We start from the raw sequence: 18,161 nt of genomic DNA, 5'->3' as shown, positions 1-18,161 counted from the left end.
CGGGCTCGGACCCGGAGCGGGCGCGCGAAGCGCCGCTTGCTAGCGTCGGCGGCACGACACGGGGTGCTCCGCGGACGCGGGGCTGAGATCAGACCCGCCGAACCTGACGCAGGCAATGCTGACGAAGGGATGTCCGCCGATGAGCGCATTCGACCTGCCCGCGAGGGCCGCAGACTCCGACCTGAGCGAGGCGGTGGCCGATGCCCGGGCGTCGGTCTTCGGGACAGCGCCGCTGGTGCAGTGCCTGACCAACACGGTCGTCACCACCATCACCGCGAACGTGCTGCTGGCCGCCGGCGCCGCACCGGCGATGGTCGACAACGCGCACGAGGCCGCCGAGTTCGCCCGGGTCGCGGCGGCCGTCCTCATCAACCTCGGGACCCCGGACGACCAGCGCGCCGAGGCGATGCGCGCGGCTGCCGCGAGCGCCACCACCGCCGGGACCCGGTGGGTCCTCGATCCGGTCGCGGTCGGTGGACTGTCCTTCCGGACCGCCCTGGCGCGTGACCTGCTCGACCAACGGCCGACGCTGATCCGGGGCAACGCGTCCGAGGTCATCGCGCTCGCCGGGATGGGAGAGGGCGGTCGGGGCGTCGACACGACGGTCGACCCCGAAGCGGCCGAACCCGCCGCCCGAGCCCTGTCTTCCCGGACCGGCGGCGTCGTCGCCGTCTCTGGGCCGACGGACGTGATCGTCGCCGGTGACCGGACCCTCCGGCTCGGTGGCGGCTCCGAGATGCTGACCCGGACCACCGGCGCCGGCTGCGCGCTCGGTGCCCTGTGCGCGGCCTACCTGGGCGCCACGGCAGACCCGCTGGCGGGCACCCTGGCCGCGCACCTGCACGTCGCCCTCGCCGCGGAGGAAGCCGAGATCCGCACGGCCGGGCCCGGCAGCTTCGTCGTCGCCTGGGTCGACGCGATCAGCGCCACCGGTCCCGACGAGCTGGCCGCCGGTCTGCTCGACCGGCTCGCGTGAAGGGCCGAAGGGTCCCCCGGTCCCGGCTGCGCGCCGTGCTCCGGCTCTGCCTGGTCACCGACGCTGCGCTGTGTGGGGACCGCGGGGTTCCCGCGGTCGTCCGCGCGGCGGTCGCCGGCGGGGTCACCTCCGTGCAGGTGCGGGTCAAGGACGGCAGTGACCGCGACCGGCTGGCCCAGGTTCGAGCCGTCCAGCACGCGCTGCACGGCACCGGGGTCCCGCTCCTGGTGGATGACGCCGTGGACGTGGCGGTCCTGGCGGGTGCCGACGGCGTCCACCTCGGGCAGAGCGACCTCCCGGTCGAGGAGGTCCGCCGCTGGCTCGGTCCGGACCTGATCATCGGGCTGTCGGTCTCCAGCGTCGAGCAGGCCTCGGCATCCGAGTGCGCGGCGGCCGACTACCTCGGGATCGGTCCGGTGTGGGCGACGGCGACGAAACCGGACGCGGCCGTGCCGCTCGGACCCGAGGGCCTGGCCCGGGTTGCCGCGAGCGCCGGCCGGCCGGCCGTGGCGATCGGAGGGATCACCGCGGCACGGCTCCCCGCGCTGCGGGGCCGCGGCCTCGACGGCGTCTGTACGGTCTCCGAGGTGTGCGCGGCCCCGGATCCGGCCGTGGTCGCGGCGCGGCTGCGCGCGGGCTGGGACGGGGGACGTCGGTGAGCGCCGCCGTCGCGCTGACCATCGCCGGGAGCGACCCGAGCGGCGGGGCCGGTGTCCAGGCCGACCTCAAGACCTTCGCCGCCCACCGGGTCTACGGGTGTGCGGCGATCACCGCGCTGACCGCGCAGAACACCCGCGGCGTCACCGCGGTGCACCCGGTTCCGGCCGCGGTGGTCGCCGGTCAGCTCGAAACCCTGCTCACCGACGTCACCGTGCACGCCACCAAGATCGGGATGCTGCCGGACGCGGACGTGGTCCGGGCGGTGGTTTCGGTGCTGCGGTCGCGGCCGGCCGGGCCGGTGGTCCTCGACCCGGTGATGGTGGCGACCAGCGGTGACCGGCTGGCCGGGCCCGACGTGGTGACCGCGCTCCGCGACGAGCTGCTGCCCTTGGTTGATCTCGTCACGCCGAACGTTCCCGAAGCAGGGGTGCTGCTCGGCGAGCGTCCGGCCGAGGACCTGGCTGCGGTGATCCGGCAGGCGCAGACGCTGTACGGCCGCTGCGGCGTGCCCGTCCTGCTCAAGGGCGGGCACCTCGACGCCGACCACCACGGCGGCGGGCCGGGGGAGAGCGCCGACGTCCTCGTGGACACCGCCGGGGTCCGGATCGTCGCGCGCGACCGGATCGACACCCCCGCCACCCACGGCACCGGCTGCACGCTGTCGTCCGCGCTCGCCGCCCTCGCGTCCCGTCGACCGCCCGGCCCGGTTCCGTGGGCCCCGCTGGTGGAGGAGGCGCGGAGCTACCTGCAGGAGGCACTGCGGCGTGGCGCCGGGCTCGGCATCGGTCACGGGCACGGCCCGGTCGGTCACCAGGTCTACGTCGCCGCGCCGGACTGACCCGATCGCGTCGGGGATCCGGCCGGGTCTGCCCGGCCGGATCCCCGACACCGTCCTCAGAGCTGGCCGGAGGGCGAGCCGAGGGTGACGTGGATGATCTTCTCGGCAGCGGTGCCGGTGGTGCTGTCGGCGTCGCCGTCGTTGGTGGTGGTCAGCCACAGACCGCCGTCGCGGGCCGGTTCCACGGTGCGCAGCCGGCCGAAGGTGCCGACGTAGTAGGACCGGACGTCGGTGAGGCGGTCGCCGCTGATCACCTCGCGGTACAGCCGGATGCCGCGCTCGCAACCGATGTAGACCACGTCGGCCACGATCGCCAGCCCTGAGCACGACGCGTCCGGGGTCGGGTAGGTCTGCTTCGGGGCGATCAGCCCTGCCCCGCTGCACGCGCCGCTGGTGCCCTCGCACTGCGGCCAGCCGTAGTTGCCGCCGCGGACGATCAGGTTGGTCTCGTCCATGATCGAGTTCCCGAACTCCTGCTCCCACAGCCGTCCCTGGCTGTCGAAGGCCAGCCCCTGCGGGTTGCGGTGGCCGTAGCTCCAGACCGCGGTGCCGAACGGATTGTCGGCCGGGATGCTGCCGTCCGGGTTCACCCGCAGGATCTTGCCGTTGAGCCCGCTGAGGTCCTGGGCGGTTGCGCCGTTCTCGGCGTCCCCGGTGGCGACGTAGAGCTTGCCGTCCGGCCCGAACCGCAGCCGGCCGCCGTTGTGCGACCGGTTGCGCAGGATGCCCTTGACCACCACCTGCTCGCTGCTCAGGTCCAGCGTCCCGGAGGTGATCCTGATCCGCACCACCCGGACGTCGGTGGGCGAGGTCTGCATCAGGTAGAGCCAGTGGTCGCTGGCGAACGTCGGCGCGATCGCGATCCCGTACAGCCCGCCGGACCCGTCGGCGGCGAGCACGTTCGGCACCGTGCCCAGCGTGGTCTTCGCGCCGGTGGTCGGGTCGACCCGGATCACGTCGTGGTGATCACGTCGGCTGTAGAGCACGGTGCCGTCGGGCAGCTGCACCAGACCCCAGGGCAGGTCGTCGTCGGTGGCCACCGTGGTGACCGTGCACAGGGTCGAACAGCTGCTGCCGGTGGTGGCGGTCACCGACCCGCTGCGCGGCGAGATGTTGCCGCGGGCGTCCCGCGCCGCGACGGTCCAGGAGAACGCCGTCGACCGTGCACCGGTGGCGTCGAGGAAGGTGGTCAGCGGTCGCACCGTCGAGCCGTCGTCGAGGATGGCCCCGTTCACCGCGCCGACCTTGGTCCCGTTGCGGTAGACGTCGTAACCGGTGACCCCGACGTCGTCGGTCGCGGCCGTCCAGGTCAGCGTGACGTCGGTGCCCGAGACGCTGGCCCGGAGACCGGTCGGGGTGCTCGGCGGGGTGGTGTCGACACCGCAGGCCGGTGGGCTCAGCGACACCGTCGGGCTCGACTGCGAGACGTTCCCGGCCGCGTCCCGGGCGGTGACGTAGAGGTCCCACGAGACGCCGGGCAGCACGGTCAGCGTGGTGGACAGCGTGCTGCCGCCGACGCTGGTGAGCAGCTGGCCGTCGTGGTAGACGTCGTAGCCCGTCACGCCGCGGTCGTCGGTGGCGGCCGTCCAGCCGAGCACCACCGAGGTGCAGGTGAGCTTGCTGGTGGTCGGGGCCCCGGGGGCGGTCGGCGGCTGCCGGTCGGCCAGCTTGGGGAAGCGCCACTGCTGGCTCGGCTGGTGGTTGCAGGTGGCCATCCGGACCGCGGTGCCGTTCGTGGTCGCGGTCGTCGGCTCCAGGCAGAGTCCCGACTCGACCCCGGTGATCGTCCCGTCGGCGTTGAGCCGCCAGCGCTGGTTGGCGTTCCCGGTGCAGCCGTAGATCTGCACCGCCGCCGGTGAGGTGACGTCGTGGTCGACCACGTCGAGACAGCGCGCCGGGGCGTAGACCCGCAGCTCGCCTGCGGCGGTGAAGGTCCAGAGCTGGTTCGCGTGGCCGCTGCAGGAGTAGAGGTCGACCCGGGTGCCGAAGGTGGTCCGGTTGCCGTAGACGTCGAGGCACCGTCCGGAGGTGACCCCGACCACGGTGCCGGTCGCGGAGCTTCCGGTGTCGGCCGAGGCGGACGACACCGGTCCGGCGACCAGCGACGACGACGCGACCAGTGCGCTGATCATCAGCAGCACCGTCAGCCGGAGCCGGCGCGACGTTCGCCGCACCATGATCACGACAGCGGGCAGGGACAGAGGCGTGGCGGACATCGGCTCTCCAGGGTCCGGTCGGTCGGCCGCCCCCGCGGGCCGTGCGGCGAGGCGGAACGCTGCGTCCGCGATGATCGGGCCCAACGTAGGGCCGCGGACCGAGGCCTGGCAAGAGCCCGCCCGACCGGCGCCCGGGCCGGGCGGCGACCGTCAGCGCGGGGTGATCGCGAAGCGCCGGTTCCGCAGGCTGGGGTTGGTCTCCCGGACCGCCGCGATCCGTTGCGGGTCGACGATCGCGGTAGCCACGCCCGGGGTGAGCCCGGCCCCGGCGAGCTCGGCGCCGGTCGGGTCGACGATCATGCTCAGCCCGCAGGACACCGGTCCGGTCTGCCCGGCGGCCGCGACGTAGACGGTGTTCTCGATCGCCCGGGCCTTGATCAACGTCCGCCAGTGGTCCTCCTTGGCCGGGCCGACGGCCCAGGCCGAGGGCACCACGACGAGCTCGGCGCCCGCGTCGACGACCCACCGGAACGCCTCGGGGAACCGCAGGTCGTAGCAGGTCAGCAGCCCGACCGCGACGCCGCCGACGTCGATCACCGTCGGCTGCTCGATCCGGCCGGGACGCAGGGTGTCGGACTCGCGCACCCCGAAGGCGTCGTAGAGGTGCAGCTTGCGGTAGGCGCCCAGCCGCTCCCCGGTCGCCGAGACCGCGAGCAGGGTGTTGAGGTCGCGGTCGTCGTCGGCGTCGGTGACCAGCTCGGACATCCCGGCCACCACGGCGATCCCGTCGGCCTTGGCCGCCTCGCTGATCGCGGTGCCGAACGCTCCGTCGAGGTGTTCGCCCCGGGGGCGGTCGACCCGGCGCCGGCTCGGCTCGTAGTACATCGCCGCCTCGGGCAGCACCGCCAGCTCGGCGCCGCGCGCGGTGGCGGTGGCGATCAGGTCGCGGCAGGCCTCGGTGTTGGCGGCCACGTCAGCTCCGGCGGCGAACTGGCAGACCGCGACGGTGAGGCTCACCGACCCTGGATCCCGTACATGACCGACCTCCCTCGTCCTGCGCGTCAGTCTGCCACCGGCGGTCGGAGCGTGAGCTCGTGGTCGTGGTCGTCGACGGTGATCACCAGGGTGGTCGCGGGTTCGGCGAACGGCGGCACCTCGGCCGGGTCGACGAACACCGCCGACGGGTCGAGCCGGAACGCGACCTCGGTGCCGGCCGGTTCGACCTGGACGCGGCGGAAGTCGACCAGCTCGCGGCGTCTCGGCCAGGTCCGCCCACCCCGGCGCCGGGCCCGCACCAGCACCACGGTCTCGGCCGGACCGGTCCACCGGCCCTCCTCGGCGGCCTCGAGCGCGACCCGCACGGTCACCCGCTCGGGGCTCATCTCGGTCTCGACGGCGGTCACCCCCACCCGTCGGTAGCCGTGCCCGGCGCCCAGCGGGTGCAGCACCGCCTGTGGCGCGTCGCGGTAGACGCCGTCGGCACCGATCCGGTCGTCGTCGTGGAGCGGGGCCACGCCGTCGGCCGCGGGCAGCGTGACCGGCAGCCGGCCGAGCGGCTGGGTGTCGCCGAGCAGCGCCGCCGCCACCGCGCGGCCGCCCTGCGGTCCCGGGTACCAGGCGACCAGCACCGCGTCGGCCGCGCGTTCGACCGCGGTGAGCACGTAGGCCCGGCCCATCACCAGCACGGCGACCAGCGGTGCACCGGTGGCCGCGCGGAGCCGGGCGACCAACGCGTCCTGGTCACCGGGGAGCCGGAGCGACGCGCGGTCGACGCCCTCGCCGCCGTCGGCCTCGGTGGGTCCGGCCGCGGCACCGTTGTCGGCGAACTGCTCGGTGTAGCGGCGGTGGCTGGTGCCACCGAGGACCGCCACCACGACGCCAGCGGCCGCGGCGAGCTGCTCGACGTCGGGCTCGTCGCCGGTGCGGACGTCGACCACGACGCCGGTGCCGTGCAGCCGGTCGGCGAGCGCGCCGGCCACCGACCGGGCCTCGTCGGGCTGCAGCGGCGGGACGTAGTCGCCGAGCAGCCCGGTGACGTCGTCGGCGCGCGGCCCGACCACCAGCCACCGGCCGCCGCTCCGCGGGCTGAGCGGCAGGACGCCGTCGCGGTCGGTGAGCAGGGTCAGTCCGTGCTCGGCGGCTCGGCGCGAGGCCAGCGTGATCCGCTCGAGCCGCTGCGGGCGGTCCCCGGCCGCGGCGAGTGGCGCCGGCTCGCCGAGCAACCCGAGCCGGTCCTTGACCGTGAGCACCCGGGCGCAGGCGCGATCGACGTCGGCGAGCAGCTCGGGCCGCGCCTCGACGGCCTCCTCGAGCCGGGTGAAGGCGGCGTCCCACAGGCTCAGGTCGACCCCGGCGGTCAGCGCGGTCACCGCGGCGGCGACCGGCGAGCCGAGCGGTTCGGTCAGCCGGTCGACGGCGTGGCCGTCGGCCATCACCAGACCGTCGAACCGCCATTCGGTCCGGAGCAGGTCGGTGAGCAGTCGGCGGTTGGCGCAGCACGGCAGGCCGTCGATGTCGTTGTAGGCGGCCATCAGCCCGAGCGCGCCCGCCTCGACGCCGGCCCGGGCGGCCGGCAGGTGCAGCTCGGCGAGGTCGCGCGGACCGAGCTGGGCGGCGTGGGCGTTCCGGCCGCCGAGGCCCTCACCCTGCGCGGCGAAGTGCTTGAGCACCACACCGACGCCGTCCGGGCTCCGCAACCGTGAGCGGTCCGGGCCCTGCATGCCCTCGACCACGGCGCGGGTGAACCGCACCGCGGGCAGCGGGGTCTCGCCGAAGCACTCCTCGCTGCGGCCCCAGCGCGGGTCGCGGGCCAGGTCGAGCGTCGAGACCAGGGCGAGGTGGACGCCGTCCGCGGCGAGCCCGGCCGCCACCGCCGCCGAGGCCTCGGCCACCAGCGCGGGCGACCAGCCGGAGCCGACCGCGAGGTTGGTCGGCAGCAACCCGGCGCCGAGCGCCTGGTGGCCGTGCGGAGCCTCCTCGACGAGCAGCGGGGCGATGCCGTGCCGGTCGGCGGCCCGGACGGCCTCGACGACCATCGCGGCCACGGCCGGCCGTTCCTCCGGCCGGATGCCGTCCGCCCAGCCACGCCCGGACCAGGCGTCGGAGCGGAACAGCCCGTAGAGCGCGCCGAGCCCACCCCAGCGCTCGACCTCGGCGTGGAACTCCTCGGAGAGCTCCCAGCCGGCCGGTCCGCGGCGGGTCGCGTTCCAGCCGTAGAGGCGCTGGTTGAGCTGGCCGACCTTCTCGCGCAGGGTCAGCCGGGCCAGCAGCTCCCCGACGCGGGTCCCGTCGCTCACCTCAGTCGAGCAGGCTGAGCGCGAGCGCGCAGAACATCGAGTCGGCCCAGCTGAACCACGGGCGGCTGAACTGGCTGTCGTCGTCGACGTCGAAGCTCTCGTGGACGTGCCCGGTGCCCGCGGTGGTCCGCTCGATCAGGGCCAGCAGCTCGTGCCGCCGGGCGGTGTCGTCGGTGGTCAGCCCCTCGACGGCGAGCGCGATCGGCCAGACGTAGCGGTCGCGGGTGTGCGGGCTGCCGACGCCGGCGGCGACGCTGCCCACGAAGTAGAAGGGGTTGTCCTTGGAGAGCACGAACGACCGGGTCCGCTGGTACCGCTCGTCGTCCGCGCCGACCGCGGAGACCAGCGGCAGCGACAGCAGGCCGGGCATGTTGGCGTCGTCCATCAGCACGTGCCGGCCGAGACCGTCGACCTCATAGGCCCAGATCTCGCCGTGCACGGGGTGCTGGATCAGCCCGTGCTGCTCGATCCCGGCCGCCAGCCGGTCGGCCAGGTCGGCGGCCCGGGCCACCAGCGCGGGCTCGGTGGGCAGCAGGTCGGCGAGCCGCCGGAGCACGTGCACGGCCATCAGGTTGGCCGGCACGTTGTAGCCGTAGGTGCAGGCGTCGTCGCTGGGGCGGAAGCCGCTCCAGGTCATCCCGGTCACGCCGACCGGGGTGCCGAGCCCGTCGCGGTCGAGCGTCTCCAGCGGGCCCGAGTCGGGCCGGACGAACCGGTAGTCCGAGCGGGCCTCGTGGTCGGTCTCCCGGTCCAGGGTCTCGACCGCGGCGGTGGCGGCGCGGACGAACCCGTCGCCGAGGTGGTCGGTGCGCCCAGTGGCCGACCACACCTGGTGGGCCAGCAACAGCGGGAAGCAGAGCGAGTCGACCTCGTACTTGCGCTCCCAGAGCCACGGGTCGTCGCTGAGGTCGCGCGGCTCGTGGCAGCGTCCGTTGGCCTCGGCGTTGAACGCGTTGGCGTACGGGTCGTGCGCGATGAACGCGGTCTGCCGGCGGACGATGCCCACCAGCAGGTCGGCCAGCGGACCCTGCGGGTCCTCGGCGGCCAGCCGGAGGTAGGGGAGCATCTGGGTGGCCGAGTCGCGCAGCCACATCGCCGGGATGTCGCCGGTGATCACGAAGACGGTGTCGTCGTCGAGCACGTGCAGCGTGCGGGCCAGGGTGCGGTGCAGCCCGGCGCGGAAGAGCTGTCCGACCGGCTCACCCGCGACGTCGGTGACCCGCTGCTGCCAGCGGTCGAGCACCTCGGGCGGCAGCAGCAGGTCCGGGTCGGGGCGGTGTGCAGACACCCGAGAACGTTTTCACGAATCCTGCCCCGGGCGCACCTCGGCCGGACGGCGGACGTCCGGCCGGGGTGCGACGGTCTCAGGAACGGGCAGGCTCAGGCCTGCGGCATGTCCCGGTAGCGCTGCGCGGCCGCGAGGGCCTTCTCCAGGTCGTCGGCCTGGGCCGGCTTGGGCCCGCTCCAGTTCGCGTCGATCGCGTAGAGCCCGGCGTAGGCGGCGGTGTCGCGCTGGTAGCGCCAGCCCTCGGCCAGCGGACCGACGTCGTAGGCGTTGTAGCCGATGGCGTCGAGGAACGCGGTGACCTGCTGCTTCGCCCCGGCGTCGTCCCCGGCGATGGCCAGCGCCGACCGCTCCGGGTCGCCGGCGGGACGGGCCAGCGTGCGCAGGTGCTCGAAGTAGATGTTGTTGAACGCCTTGACCACGTGCGACGTCGGCAGGTGCGCCTGGAGCAGCTCGCTGGTGGTGGTCGACTCGTCGTCGAGCTCGGCGATGTGGCCGTCGCGCTCGGGGTAGTAGTTGTTGGTGTCGATCACGGTCTTGCCGGCCAGCGGCTCGACCGGGACCTGCGTGTAGGCCTTGAGCGGCACGGTGACGACCACCAGGTCGCCCGCCTCGGCGGCCTCGGTGGCGGTGGCGGCGCGCGCGTGCGGGCCGAGCTCGGCGACCAGGTCGCTGAGCGTCTCGGGGCCCCGGCTGTTGCTGAGCACCACGTCGTAGCCGGCGGCGACGGCCAGCCGGGCGACGGTGCTGCCGATGTTCCCCGCTCCGATGAGTCCGATCGTTGTCATGTCCAGGAGAAGGCCCTGGCCGCGCCGGCTATTCCGGACCGGGTCCGCGAACGGGAAGGGAACGTCCGTTCGATTACGGGTTACGATGCCCGGGTGGAGCTGGCACCGATCGACCCGTCGGTCCGGCACGTCTGGGTGCGTCCGCAGGGGCAGCACGGCGAGACGCTGCCCGGGCTGGTGATCAGCTGGCAGCGGTCGCTGCGGCGGACGGTGCTGGCCTCCGACTGGGTCGCGCTGGTGGCCCTGGTGCCGTTCGGCGATTCGCTGCTGCTCGAGTGGGTCGGCGCCGAACGCCTGGTCCCGGTCCGCGACCCGGCGCCGGCCGAGCTGCCCACGGAGCGGTCGAACGCGCCGGCCGTCCGCCGGACCGCATGAGCCCGGCCGAGCGGGCCCGGCGCCGGCACGTCTGGGTCGACGGTCCCGACGACACCCTGGTCGCCGGGCTGGTGGTCACCTGGCGGCGGCGCGAGGGGGAGTGGGAGGCGCTGGTCGCCACCGGCTACGGCGACCGGATGCTGTTGCAGTGGCGCGCGGCGAGCGCGCTCCGGCCGGTGCGCGACGACGGCTGGCGGCTCAGCGCGCCCTGACCGCCCGGCCCAGGGCGGCCGTCAGCACGAGCGCGCCGAGCAGGACCTCGAGGACCATCGACAGCGGGTCGGTGTGGTACCCCAGCGCACGGGCCAGCCCCATGATCATCGGGACGCCGGCCAGGGCCGCCGCGGCGACGGCCAGACCGAGCCGTCCGAACAGCCGGGGTGCGATCCGCCGGCCGTACCGGACGTGCAGGGCCCACAGCATCGCCAGCGCCACCAGGCCCACGGCCCCGGCGTCGAGGAGCAGCGCCATCGCCCGCTCGTCGGGCGGCGGTGCGTTCTCGACCAGCGGAGCGACAGCCGGGAAGTAGCCCCACCAGACGGCCAGCCCGGCGACCAGCCCGGTGATCAGACAGGTCCGGACGACCTGGGTCGGGGCCCGGTCCGGCGTCGGTGCTGCTCGCCGCGTCCATCCCGCGTCCTCCGGCTCGTCGTTCTCGCTCCGGCTCATCGTCACACCGGCGGACCGCACCGTCCAGAGCGCCGGCTTTCAGCGCGCCATCCACTCCTCGACCCGGGTGACGATCCGGCCCGGGCTCGGCTGGGTGGCCAGCTCGGCGGCCACCTCGGCGGCCGCGGTCGCGTACGACGGGTCGTCGAGCACCTGGGTGACCAGCCCGCGGGCGGTGTCGGCGTCGAGCGTGGTGGGGTCGTGCGACACCCCGACTCCGCGGGCCACCACCCGCTCCGCGGACATCGGGTTGTCGGCGAACGAGGGCAGCACGACCTGCGGGACGCCGAAGTGCAGCGGCGCCGCGGTGGTGCCCGAGCCGCCGTGGTGGACGATCAGGGTGGTGGTCGGCAGCACCGCCGAGAGCGGCAGGAAGCCGACCGCGCGGACGTTGGACGGCAGCTCGCCGAGGCTGTCGAGGTCGCTGTCGCCGAGGGCGAGCACCACCTCGACGTCGAGGTCGGCCAGCGCCGCGAGCAGCACCGCGACCACGTCGGTGCCGGCCACCGTGGGGACCACGGTGCCGAGCGTGACCACCACCCGCGGCCGGCTCGGACGCTCGCGGACCCAGGGCTCGATCACCGCGCCGCCGTTGAACGGCACGTAGCGCATCGCCCACCACGGGACACCGTCGCGCGGGTCGGGCTCGTCGGCGGTCAGGCCGCCCATGCTCGGAGCGCGCGGGTCGATCCGGGCGATCAGCTCGGGGCCCTCGGCCGGGATGCCGAGCTGGGCGCGGGCCTCCGGGCCACCGCCGAAGCCCGCCATCCGGTCCTGCGTCGCACTGTCCCGGGTCGACCACGAGATCCGGTTGCCGACCTCGAGCGCCGGTCGGTGCAGGGCGGCGGCCGCCAGGATCCCGGCGTGGTGGTCGGAGGTGGTGACGACCACCTCGGCGTCCAGCTCGCGCCCGGCCTCGACGGTGCCCGCGGTCATGGTCTCGGTGAACAGCCGGAACGGCGACCGCGGCGGACCGCCCGGGTTGCTCCGCGCCGTGGTCATCAGCTCGGCCCAGGTGTCGCGGTCGGGGCAGACGTCGACCACCTGGAGCCCGGCGTCGGCGGCCACCGTGCACATCCGTGACGTGGTGGCCAGCCGCACCTCGTGCCCGGCGCTCGCCGCCGCCCACATCAGGGGGACCAGCGGCATCATCAGGCCGTAGCCGGGAGCCGCCGCGAACAGCATCCTCACCGGGCCAGCCTGGCACGAGCCGGCGACGGACCCGGTCGGGGTCGGAGCGTCGGGTCAGCCCGCGCTCAGGCTCTTCGTCCAGGTGCCGAGCTCGGCGTCGACGGCGGTCAGGTCGCGGGCCCAGCCGTGGTGTTCGACGAACAGCTGCCCGTCGACGTTCTGCCGGCGGATGGCCGCGCGCAGCGTCCGGACGCCGCGGTCGCGGGCGGTCCGCTCGAGCCAGCCGAGCACCGCCGACCCGACGCCGTTGCCCCGGTGCCGGTCGGCCACCACCAGCAGCCCGACGCTCCAGGTGGCGGGGTCGGGATAGCCGACGATGCAGTCGAGGGCACCGATCAGCAGGCCGTTGCGCCAGACGCCGACCAGCAGCTTGGCGTCGTAGTCGACGCCCTGCGGCAGCGCGACGAAGGTGCTGACCGCGTCGGCCCGGCCGGGCTCGCCGAACGGGGTCCGGAAGTCGGCGAGGTCGTCCAACAGCTCCTGCAGCAGCGGGCCGTCCTCGCTCTCCATCGGCCACAGCCGCAGGTCGCCGAGATCGACCGGCCAGACCGGGTCTCCGCCGAACACGTCCGCCACCCTAGGACCCGCGCATCCCGCCCCGGCGCCCCGGGGAATCAGGGCACGGGAAAGACTGCAGGCCGAGGGAGAGCGGTGTCGACCGGACAGTGGGGTCTCGTCGTCGCCGGGCGGGTCGAGCCGTGGCCCGGGGTGCCCGACGATCAGGAGACCAGCAGACGATGCGACAGACCGGGCGCGCGCCCGAGGCCGACGCCGTTCCCGACCAGGGAACCGACCCGGGTGCCACCGCCGGGGTCGAGGTGGAGGAGACCGGCGCCTCCACCCTGACCGAGCGACCCGAGGCGGCCTGGCGCTATCTGGTCCGGCACGCTCCGTTGCGCTGGCTGTTCGTGGCCATGCTGTTGTCGGGGTTCGCGTTGTCGCTGAGCTGGCCGCAGATGGGCCTGTTCCTCACCCAGGACCTCGGTCTGTCGGTCCGGGTCGCCGGGCTCTACTACGTGACCAATCTCGCGGCCCCGGTCGCCGGCTTCGCCGTCGGCGCGTTGTCGGACCGGCTCGACTCGCGGATCCCGCTGGCGGTGATCGGTTCGCTGCTCGCCGCGATCGGCTGGGCGGTGATCGCCCTCGCGCAGCAGCCGTGGGTGCCGTTCGTGATCAACGTCTTGGTGCTCAGCCTGGCCGGGACCGCGGGTGGGCAGCTCTTCACGGTGGCTCGTGGCTATCTCGAGCAGCACCCGACGCCGTCGCGGTACGGCGTGCTGGCCCTGTTGAGGATCAGCCAGGCGGTCGGCTGGATCACCGGGCCCGCGCTGGGCGCCTGGCTGGCCGCGGTCACCAGTCTGCGCGCGACCCTGCTGGTCACCGGCGCGCTGTCCGCGGTGGCGCTGGTGCCGATCCTGTTCGCCGGCCGGCACCTGCCCGAGACCCCGGCGCGGTTGCGTCGCCGCGACCGGGAGCAGGCGCCCGCACGGCCGGCTCCGGTGCCGGTGCCGAAGGGCCGGTTCGCGCTGTTGATCATGTTCACCGTGGTCGGCGTGCTGATGATGTCCGGCGAGTCGATCAAGCTCTCGTTCCTGTCGATCTACATGGCCGAGACGCTGAAGGTGAGCGCGTTCGCCCGCGGCGCGGTGATCTCACTGCAGCCGCTGCTGGAGATCGTCTTCATGGCGCTGCTCGCCCAGCTGGCCTCGCGGTTCGGGGCGATGCGGATCTTTGCGCTCGGGATCGTCACCGCGGCCGGCGCCTACCTCTCCTACGCCGGGGCCGACAGCCTGACCACCATCGCGATCGGGCAGGTCTTCATGTCGGTCACCGTGGCGGCCACCGGCGTGCTGGGTGTCGCCATCGCCCAGGAGCTCTGCCCCGAGCGGCTGGCCACCGCGACCAACACCTTCAGCAGCTCGCTGATGGTCTCCGGCGCGCTCGGCGGGCTCTACGCCGGGGTCGCCGGCGACAGCCTGGGCATCCCGCACCTGTTCGTGCTGCCCGCGGCGGCGACCGGGCTCGCCGCGCTCGTCTTCGTCGGGGTGGTCATCGGTCGCCGGCGGATCTCCGGCAGGGTGAGGACATGACCGTCAGCGCCCCGAGCCCGGGCCTGCGGGCCGGGGCCGCGAAGATCGACGTCACGCCGGAGCCGCTGCCCGAGCGGTTCCGCGGGGTCCGGGACCCGGTCTTCGTCCGCGCGCTGGTGCTCGACGACGGCCGCACCCGGGCCGCGCTGGTCAGCGTCGACATCATCGGTCTGGGCACCGAGGTGTGCACCGAGGTGGCCGCGCAGGTGGCGGAGCGGTACGGGATCGCGGCGGACCACCTGCTGGTCAGCGCCACCCACACCCACAGCGTTCCCGACGTCCTCGGCGCCCGATGGGCGGACGCGATGGTCAGCGCGGTCGGGGAGGCGGTCGCCGCCCTCCGGCCGGCCGAGCTGGCCGTCGGCACCGGCCGTTCTGCGGTCAACGTCAACCGCAACCTCTTCGACGCCGCCACCGCTCAGTGGCGCGAGGGCCGCAACGACGCCGGGCCGTCGGACCAGACCGTCGGCGTGCTCCGCCTCACCGAACCCGGGGGCGGGGTGATCGCGGTCGTCCAGCACTACGCGGTGCACGCCGTGGTCACCGGGATGCAGGACCTGATCAGCGCCGACCTGCCCGGGGTGGCGACCCGGCACGTCGAGCAGGCACTCGGCGACGGCGCGGTGTCGCTGTGGTTCAGCGGCTGCGCCGGCGACCAGAACCCGGTCTTCTACCAGCAGACCCTCGACCTGCGGGCGCACCGGATCGCCGCGTACAACGCCCGGGGTGAGGACATCGCGAACGCCATGCCGCCCGGCGGCGAGGGGCTCGACCGCGACGACCCGGTGGTGGCCCGGCTGTTCGGCGAACAGGACCGGCTGGTCGAGGCGATGGGCACGGTGCTCGGTGAGGAGGTGATCGCGGTCTGCCGCGAGCGCTGCGACCGGCCGCTCGCCGACGTCCGGATCGGCGCCGCCGAGCAGACCGTCACCCTGCCCGGACGCCGGCGCACCGACACCGGCCGGGCCGGACGACCGGGCACCTACGTCGACGCCGAGCCGGTGCCGCTCCGGGTCGGGCTGCTCCGGCTGGGGGACATCCTCCTCGGCCACGTCGACGCCGAGCTGTTCACCGAGATCGGCCAGCGCTGGCGTCGCGAGGCCCCGGCCAAGCACGCCTGGATCCTCACCCTCACCGGGGGGCGCGCCCCGTCGGGTTACGTGGCCAGCAACACCGCCGGCGGCTACCTGACCTTCGAGGTGCTCTCCAGCCGGCTGCAGCCCGGCCACGCCGAGGCAGCGATCGTCGACGCCCTGGCCGACCTCTCCGCCCGGACCGCCGCCGTGGGCTGAGTCCCGACGCGGGCTGAGTCCCGACGCGGAGTCCTCCGCTCGCCCGCTGTTGGGGAGAAGTTTCCCGATGCCGCCCGAACAGGTCACTTAGCTTCCTTAGCTTTCCTCAGCGGTAGCCAGCGCGAGGGAAGGTCGGGAGTCGATGGAGCGGGACCAGGCGGTCCGGGCACGCGGGGTCGGCAAGTGGTTCGGCGAGGTCGTCGCCCTCGACGGCGTCGATCTCGACGTCGGCGCGGGTGCGGTGCACGGCCTGATCGGTCCGAACGGCGCCGGCAAGACCACGCTGCTCGGGCTGCTGCTCGGACTGGCCGTCCCCGACCGCGGCGAGCTGACCGTCCTGGGCGTCACCGTCGGTCGGGCGCTCGGTGTCCCGGACGGCGTGGCCGGGTTCGTCGACGGGCCCGGGCTCTACCCGTCGCTCAGTCCGCGGCGCAACCTCCGTGCGCTGGCCGCGCTCCGCGGGCTGCGTCCCGGCCGGCGGTCGGCGGTCGAGGCGACGATCGACGAGGTGCTCGACGAAGTGGGGCTGGCCGAGGTGGCCGACGACCCGGTGCGCGGCTTCTCGCTCGGGATGCGTCAGCGGCTCGGGCTGGCCTCCGCCCTGCTCACCCGGCCGCGGCTGCTGGTGCTCGACGAACCGGCCAACGGGCTGGACCCGACCGGCACCCGGCAGGTCCACCGCACCCTCACCCGGCTGGCCGGGCAGGGGACCGCGGTGGTGCTGTCGAGCCACCGGATGGACGACCTCGCCGCGCTCTGCTCGTCGGTCACCCTGCTCGCCACCGGCCGGGTGGTGTTCACCGGACCGGTGGCCGACCTCGCGGCCGCGCACGGCGCCCTCGACTACCGGCTGCGCACCACGGACCCCGACGCGGCTCGGACGCTGGCCGGCGCAGTCCGCGGGCTCGTCCTGGTGGACGACCCGCACCGGGCTCCCGCGCCCGACACCCTGGTGGTGCGGGCAGCCGACCCGGCCCTCGACGCCCTCGTCCGTCGGCTGGTCGAGGCGGGGATCGCCGTCCGCGAGCTGGCCCCGGTGGTGGCGCCGCTCGAGGCGGCCTACCTCGCCCTCACCGGGTCGTCGGATGATCACCGGGGCGCCGACCACGTCCATGATCACCAGGGCCGTCCGGGCGATGATCACCACGGTCACCGTGACCGCTCCGAGCTGCTGACCGGCCAGCCGGCATGAACGCTCTCGTCACGCCCGCCCGCCCGCAGACCGTCGCCGCCCGCCCGGCTCCGGTCGCCGCCGGCGTCCGGTTCGAGCTGGTCAAGCTGCTGGCCAGCTGGCGGGCACGGGTGCTGCTGATCGTGTGCTGGCTGGCCCCTGCCGTGATCACCGGAGTGGTCGGCCGGCAGAGCCTGCTGCCCTCCGACACCGTGTTCGGCCGGTGGATGAACGCCACCGGCTGGTCCGGCGGACTGGTGGTGCTGGCGTTCGGCTGCGAGTGGGCGCTGCCACTGCTCACCTCGCTGTTCGCCGGGGACGTGTTCGCGGTCGAGGACCGGCTGGGCACCTGGCGCCACCTGATGATCGCGGTGCGCTCACCCCGCCGGATCTTCGCGGCCAAAGCGCTGGCCAGCACCGTCGTGATCGTGATCATGGTCACCGGGCTGGCCGTCTCCGGCGTGGTCGGCGGGCTGCTTGCGGTCGGGAACCGGCCGCTGGTCGGGCTGTCGGGCCAGACCCTGCCGCCCGACGAGGTCGCCGGGCGCTACCTGCTGGCCTGGCTGTGCGTGCTCGCGCCGACCGCCGCGTTCGCCGCCGTCGGTCTGCTCGGCTCGGTGGCGCTCGGGCGCTCGCCGATGGGGCTCGCCGTCCCCGCGCTGCTCGCGGTGCTGGTCGCCGTGCTCCAGCTGTTGCCGATCCCGCTGGCCGTCCGGCTGGCGCTGCCCAGTGGGGCCTTCGTCGCATGGCGCGGGCTCTTCACCGCACCGGTCCAGACCGGCCCGCTGGTGACCGGCGTGCTCGTCGCGCTGGCGTGGGCCCTCGCGGCCACCGTCGCCGCGTACCTGATCTTCGTCCGCCGCAACTTCGCCGACCTGGCCCACGACGGGTCGGGCCGGCGGTTCGTGATCGCCGGGCTGCTCCCGCTCGCCGCGGTCAGCGCGGTCGCGGCGCTGGTGATCAGCTGGATCGCCCCGTCCGGCTCGGGGATCAGCCAGGCGAAGCTCGAGCGCTCGCTCGCCACCGCGTACGGACACCTCTACCGGCTGCAGACCGACGAGCTGCACCGACCGGCTGTCACCGAGGCGCAGCTGCAGACCACGGCGACCTGCGACAAGGGCGGCTCGCTGGTGGCCGACGAGGGCGCCGGCAACGACTGGCGCTGCGTGGTCAGCTGGCGCCTGCCCGGCGCCACCGCGGTCGGCTCGGCCATCTACCAGCTCGACGTCACCGCCGACGGCCGCTACAAGGCCGACGGTGACGGCCCGACCGAGGTCAACGGCTTCTTCCTGGTCCGCGCGCCCTACGGCGACGCCCCCAACCCCCTCTGGCAGTTCGACGGCTCCGTCGACCTGCTCGGCGGCTCCTGATCCT

The 18,161-nt window shown here is 74.5% G+C and carries 17 protein-coding genes and 1 riboswitch; of the genes, 9 read left to right on the top strand and 8 right to left on the bottom strand.

Annotated elements, in window-relative coordinates:
• Positions 1-49: 49 nt before the first annotated feature.
• Positions 50-147, top strand: a riboswitch (TPP riboswitch).
• The 3 genes from thiM (at position 140) to thiD (ending at position 2,474) form a co-directional block, all read left to right on the top strand.
• Positions 140-976, top strand: a complete 837-nt coding sequence (gene thiM / locus FHX74_RS11950; protein ID WP_182560326.1) for a hydroxyethylthiazole kinase — start codon at positions 140-142, stop codon at positions 974-976. Its footprint overlaps the riboswitch before it by 8 nt.
• Positions 973-1,635 (top strand): thiamine phosphate synthase, encoded by a 663-nt coding sequence (gene thiE, locus FHX74_RS11945; RefSeq protein ID WP_328823783.1) that lies wholly within the window; start codon positions 973-975, stop codon positions 1,633-1,635. The genes thiM and thiE overlap by 4 nt, the downstream gene beginning before the upstream one ends.
• Positions 1,632-2,474: a bifunctional hydroxymethylpyrimidine kinase/phosphomethylpyrimidine kinase gene (gene thiD, locus FHX74_RS11940; protein ID WP_182560325.1), complete on the top strand. Its 843-nt coding sequence runs from the start codon at positions 1,632-1,634 to the stop codon at positions 2,472-2,474. The genes thiE and thiD overlap by 4 nt, the downstream gene beginning before the upstream one ends.
• 56 nt (positions 2,475-2,530) lie before the next feature.
• Here thiD and FHX74_RS11935 read toward each other — a convergent pair whose 3' ends face one another.
• The 5 genes from FHX74_RS11935 to FHX74_RS11915 form a co-directional block, all read right to left on the bottom strand.
• Positions 2,531-4,690, bottom strand: a complete 2,160-nt coding sequence (locus FHX74_RS11935) for a PQQ-dependent sugar dehydrogenase (protein WP_220483773.1) — start codon at positions 4,688-4,690, stop codon at positions 2,531-2,533.
• Between the two features lie 150 nt (positions 4,691-4,840).
• A complete protein-coding gene (locus FHX74_RS11930) occupies positions 4,841-5,647 on the bottom strand; it encodes a carbon-nitrogen hydrolase family protein (RefSeq protein ID WP_182560324.1) in 807 nt (268 codons plus the stop codon).
• Between the two features lie 44 nt (positions 5,648-5,691).
• The gene (locus FHX74_RS11925; protein WP_182560323.1) at positions 5,692-7,926 is read right to left on the bottom strand and encodes a glycoside hydrolase family 3 N-terminal domain-containing protein; all 2,235 of its coding nucleotides are present in this window, start codon (positions 7,924-7,926) and stop codon (positions 5,692-5,694) included.
• 1 nt (position 7,927) lies between these two features.
• Positions 7,928-9,214 (bottom strand): glycoside hydrolase family 125 protein, encoded by a 1,287-nt coding sequence (locus tag FHX74_RS11920; RefSeq protein WP_182560322.1) that lies wholly within the window; start codon positions 9,212-9,214, stop codon positions 7,928-7,930.
• 92 nt (positions 9,215-9,306) lie between these two features.
• Positions 9,307-10,128, bottom strand: coding sequence for an NADPH-dependent F420 reductase (locus tag FHX74_RS11915; protein ID WP_328823782.1), 822 nt, complete (start codon positions 10,126-10,128; stop codon positions 9,307-9,309).
• On the opposite strand from FHX74_RS11915, the gene FHX74_RS11910 reads away from it, so the two are divergent.
• Positions 10,093-10,374 (top strand): hypothetical protein, encoded by a 282-nt coding sequence (locus FHX74_RS11910; protein WP_182560320.1) that lies wholly within the window; start codon positions 10,093-10,095, stop codon positions 10,372-10,374. The genes FHX74_RS11915 and FHX74_RS11910 overlap by 36 nt on opposite strands.
• Positions 10,371-10,586 carry a hypothetical protein gene (locus FHX74_RS11905; RefSeq protein WP_182560319.1) on the top strand — a complete coding sequence of 72 codons (216 nt, stop codon included), beginning with the start codon at positions 10,371-10,373 and terminating at the stop codon, positions 10,584-10,586. The genes FHX74_RS11910 and FHX74_RS11905 overlap by 4 nt, the downstream gene beginning before the upstream one ends.
• Here the strand turns inward: FHX74_RS11905 and FHX74_RS11900 are convergent.
• From FHX74_RS11900 to FHX74_RS11890, 3 genes are read right to left on the bottom strand one after another with little or no spacing between them, the layout of a single operon-like run.
• Positions 10,573-11,043 (bottom strand): hypothetical protein, encoded by a 471-nt coding sequence (locus FHX74_RS11900; RefSeq protein ID WP_182560318.1) that lies wholly within the window; start codon positions 11,041-11,043, stop codon positions 10,573-10,575. The two genes, FHX74_RS11905 and FHX74_RS11900, sit on opposite strands and share 14 nt — an antisense overlap.
• A 39-nt stretch (positions 11,044-11,082) precedes the next feature.
• Complete coding sequence (locus tag FHX74_RS11895) at positions 11,083-12,228, bottom strand: glycosyltransferase (RefSeq protein ID WP_220483884.1); 1,146 nt, start codon at positions 12,226-12,228, stop codon at positions 11,083-11,085.
• Positions 12,229-12,288: 60 nt separating this feature from the next.
• Complete coding sequence (locus FHX74_RS11890) at positions 12,289-12,801, bottom strand: GNAT family N-acetyltransferase (RefSeq protein WP_182560316.1); 513 nt, start codon at positions 12,799-12,801, stop codon at positions 12,289-12,291.
• A gap of 170 nt (positions 12,802-12,971) precedes the next feature.
• On the opposite strand from FHX74_RS11890, the gene FHX74_RS11885 reads away from it, so the two are divergent.
• From FHX74_RS11885 to FHX74_RS11870, 4 genes are all read left to right on the top strand, one after another.
• Complete coding sequence (locus FHX74_RS11885) at positions 12,972-14,324, top strand: MFS transporter (protein ID WP_182560315.1); 1,353 nt, start codon at positions 12,972-12,974, stop codon at positions 14,322-14,324.
• Complete coding sequence (locus tag FHX74_RS11880) at positions 14,321-15,616, top strand: hypothetical protein (RefSeq protein WP_182560314.1); 1,296 nt, start codon at positions 14,321-14,323, stop codon at positions 15,614-15,616. The genes FHX74_RS11885 and FHX74_RS11880 overlap by 4 nt, the downstream gene beginning before the upstream one ends.
• Positions 15,617-15,758: 142 nt before the next feature.
• Positions 15,759-16,808 (top strand): ABC transporter ATP-binding protein, encoded by a 1,050-nt coding sequence (locus FHX74_RS11875; protein ID WP_182560313.1) that lies wholly within the window; start codon positions 15,759-15,761, stop codon positions 16,806-16,808.
• Positions 16,805-18,157, top strand: coding sequence for an ABC transporter permease (locus tag FHX74_RS11870; protein ID WP_182560312.1), 1,353 nt, complete (start codon positions 16,805-16,807; stop codon positions 18,155-18,157). Before FHX74_RS11875 ends, FHX74_RS11870 begins: the two co-directional genes overlap by 4 nt.
• The last annotated feature ends 4 nt before the right edge of the window (positions 18,158-18,161 follow it).

It is taken from the genome of Microlunatus kandeliicorticis (genome assembly GCF_014137855.1).
Classification (GTDB): domain Bacteria; phylum Actinomycetota; class Actinomycetes; order Propionibacteriales; family Propionibacteriaceae; genus Microlunatus; species Microlunatus kandeliicorticis.
The sequence above is the reverse complement of the archived record's forward strand: the minus strand, read 5'-3'. Positions and strand labels throughout refer to the sequence as shown.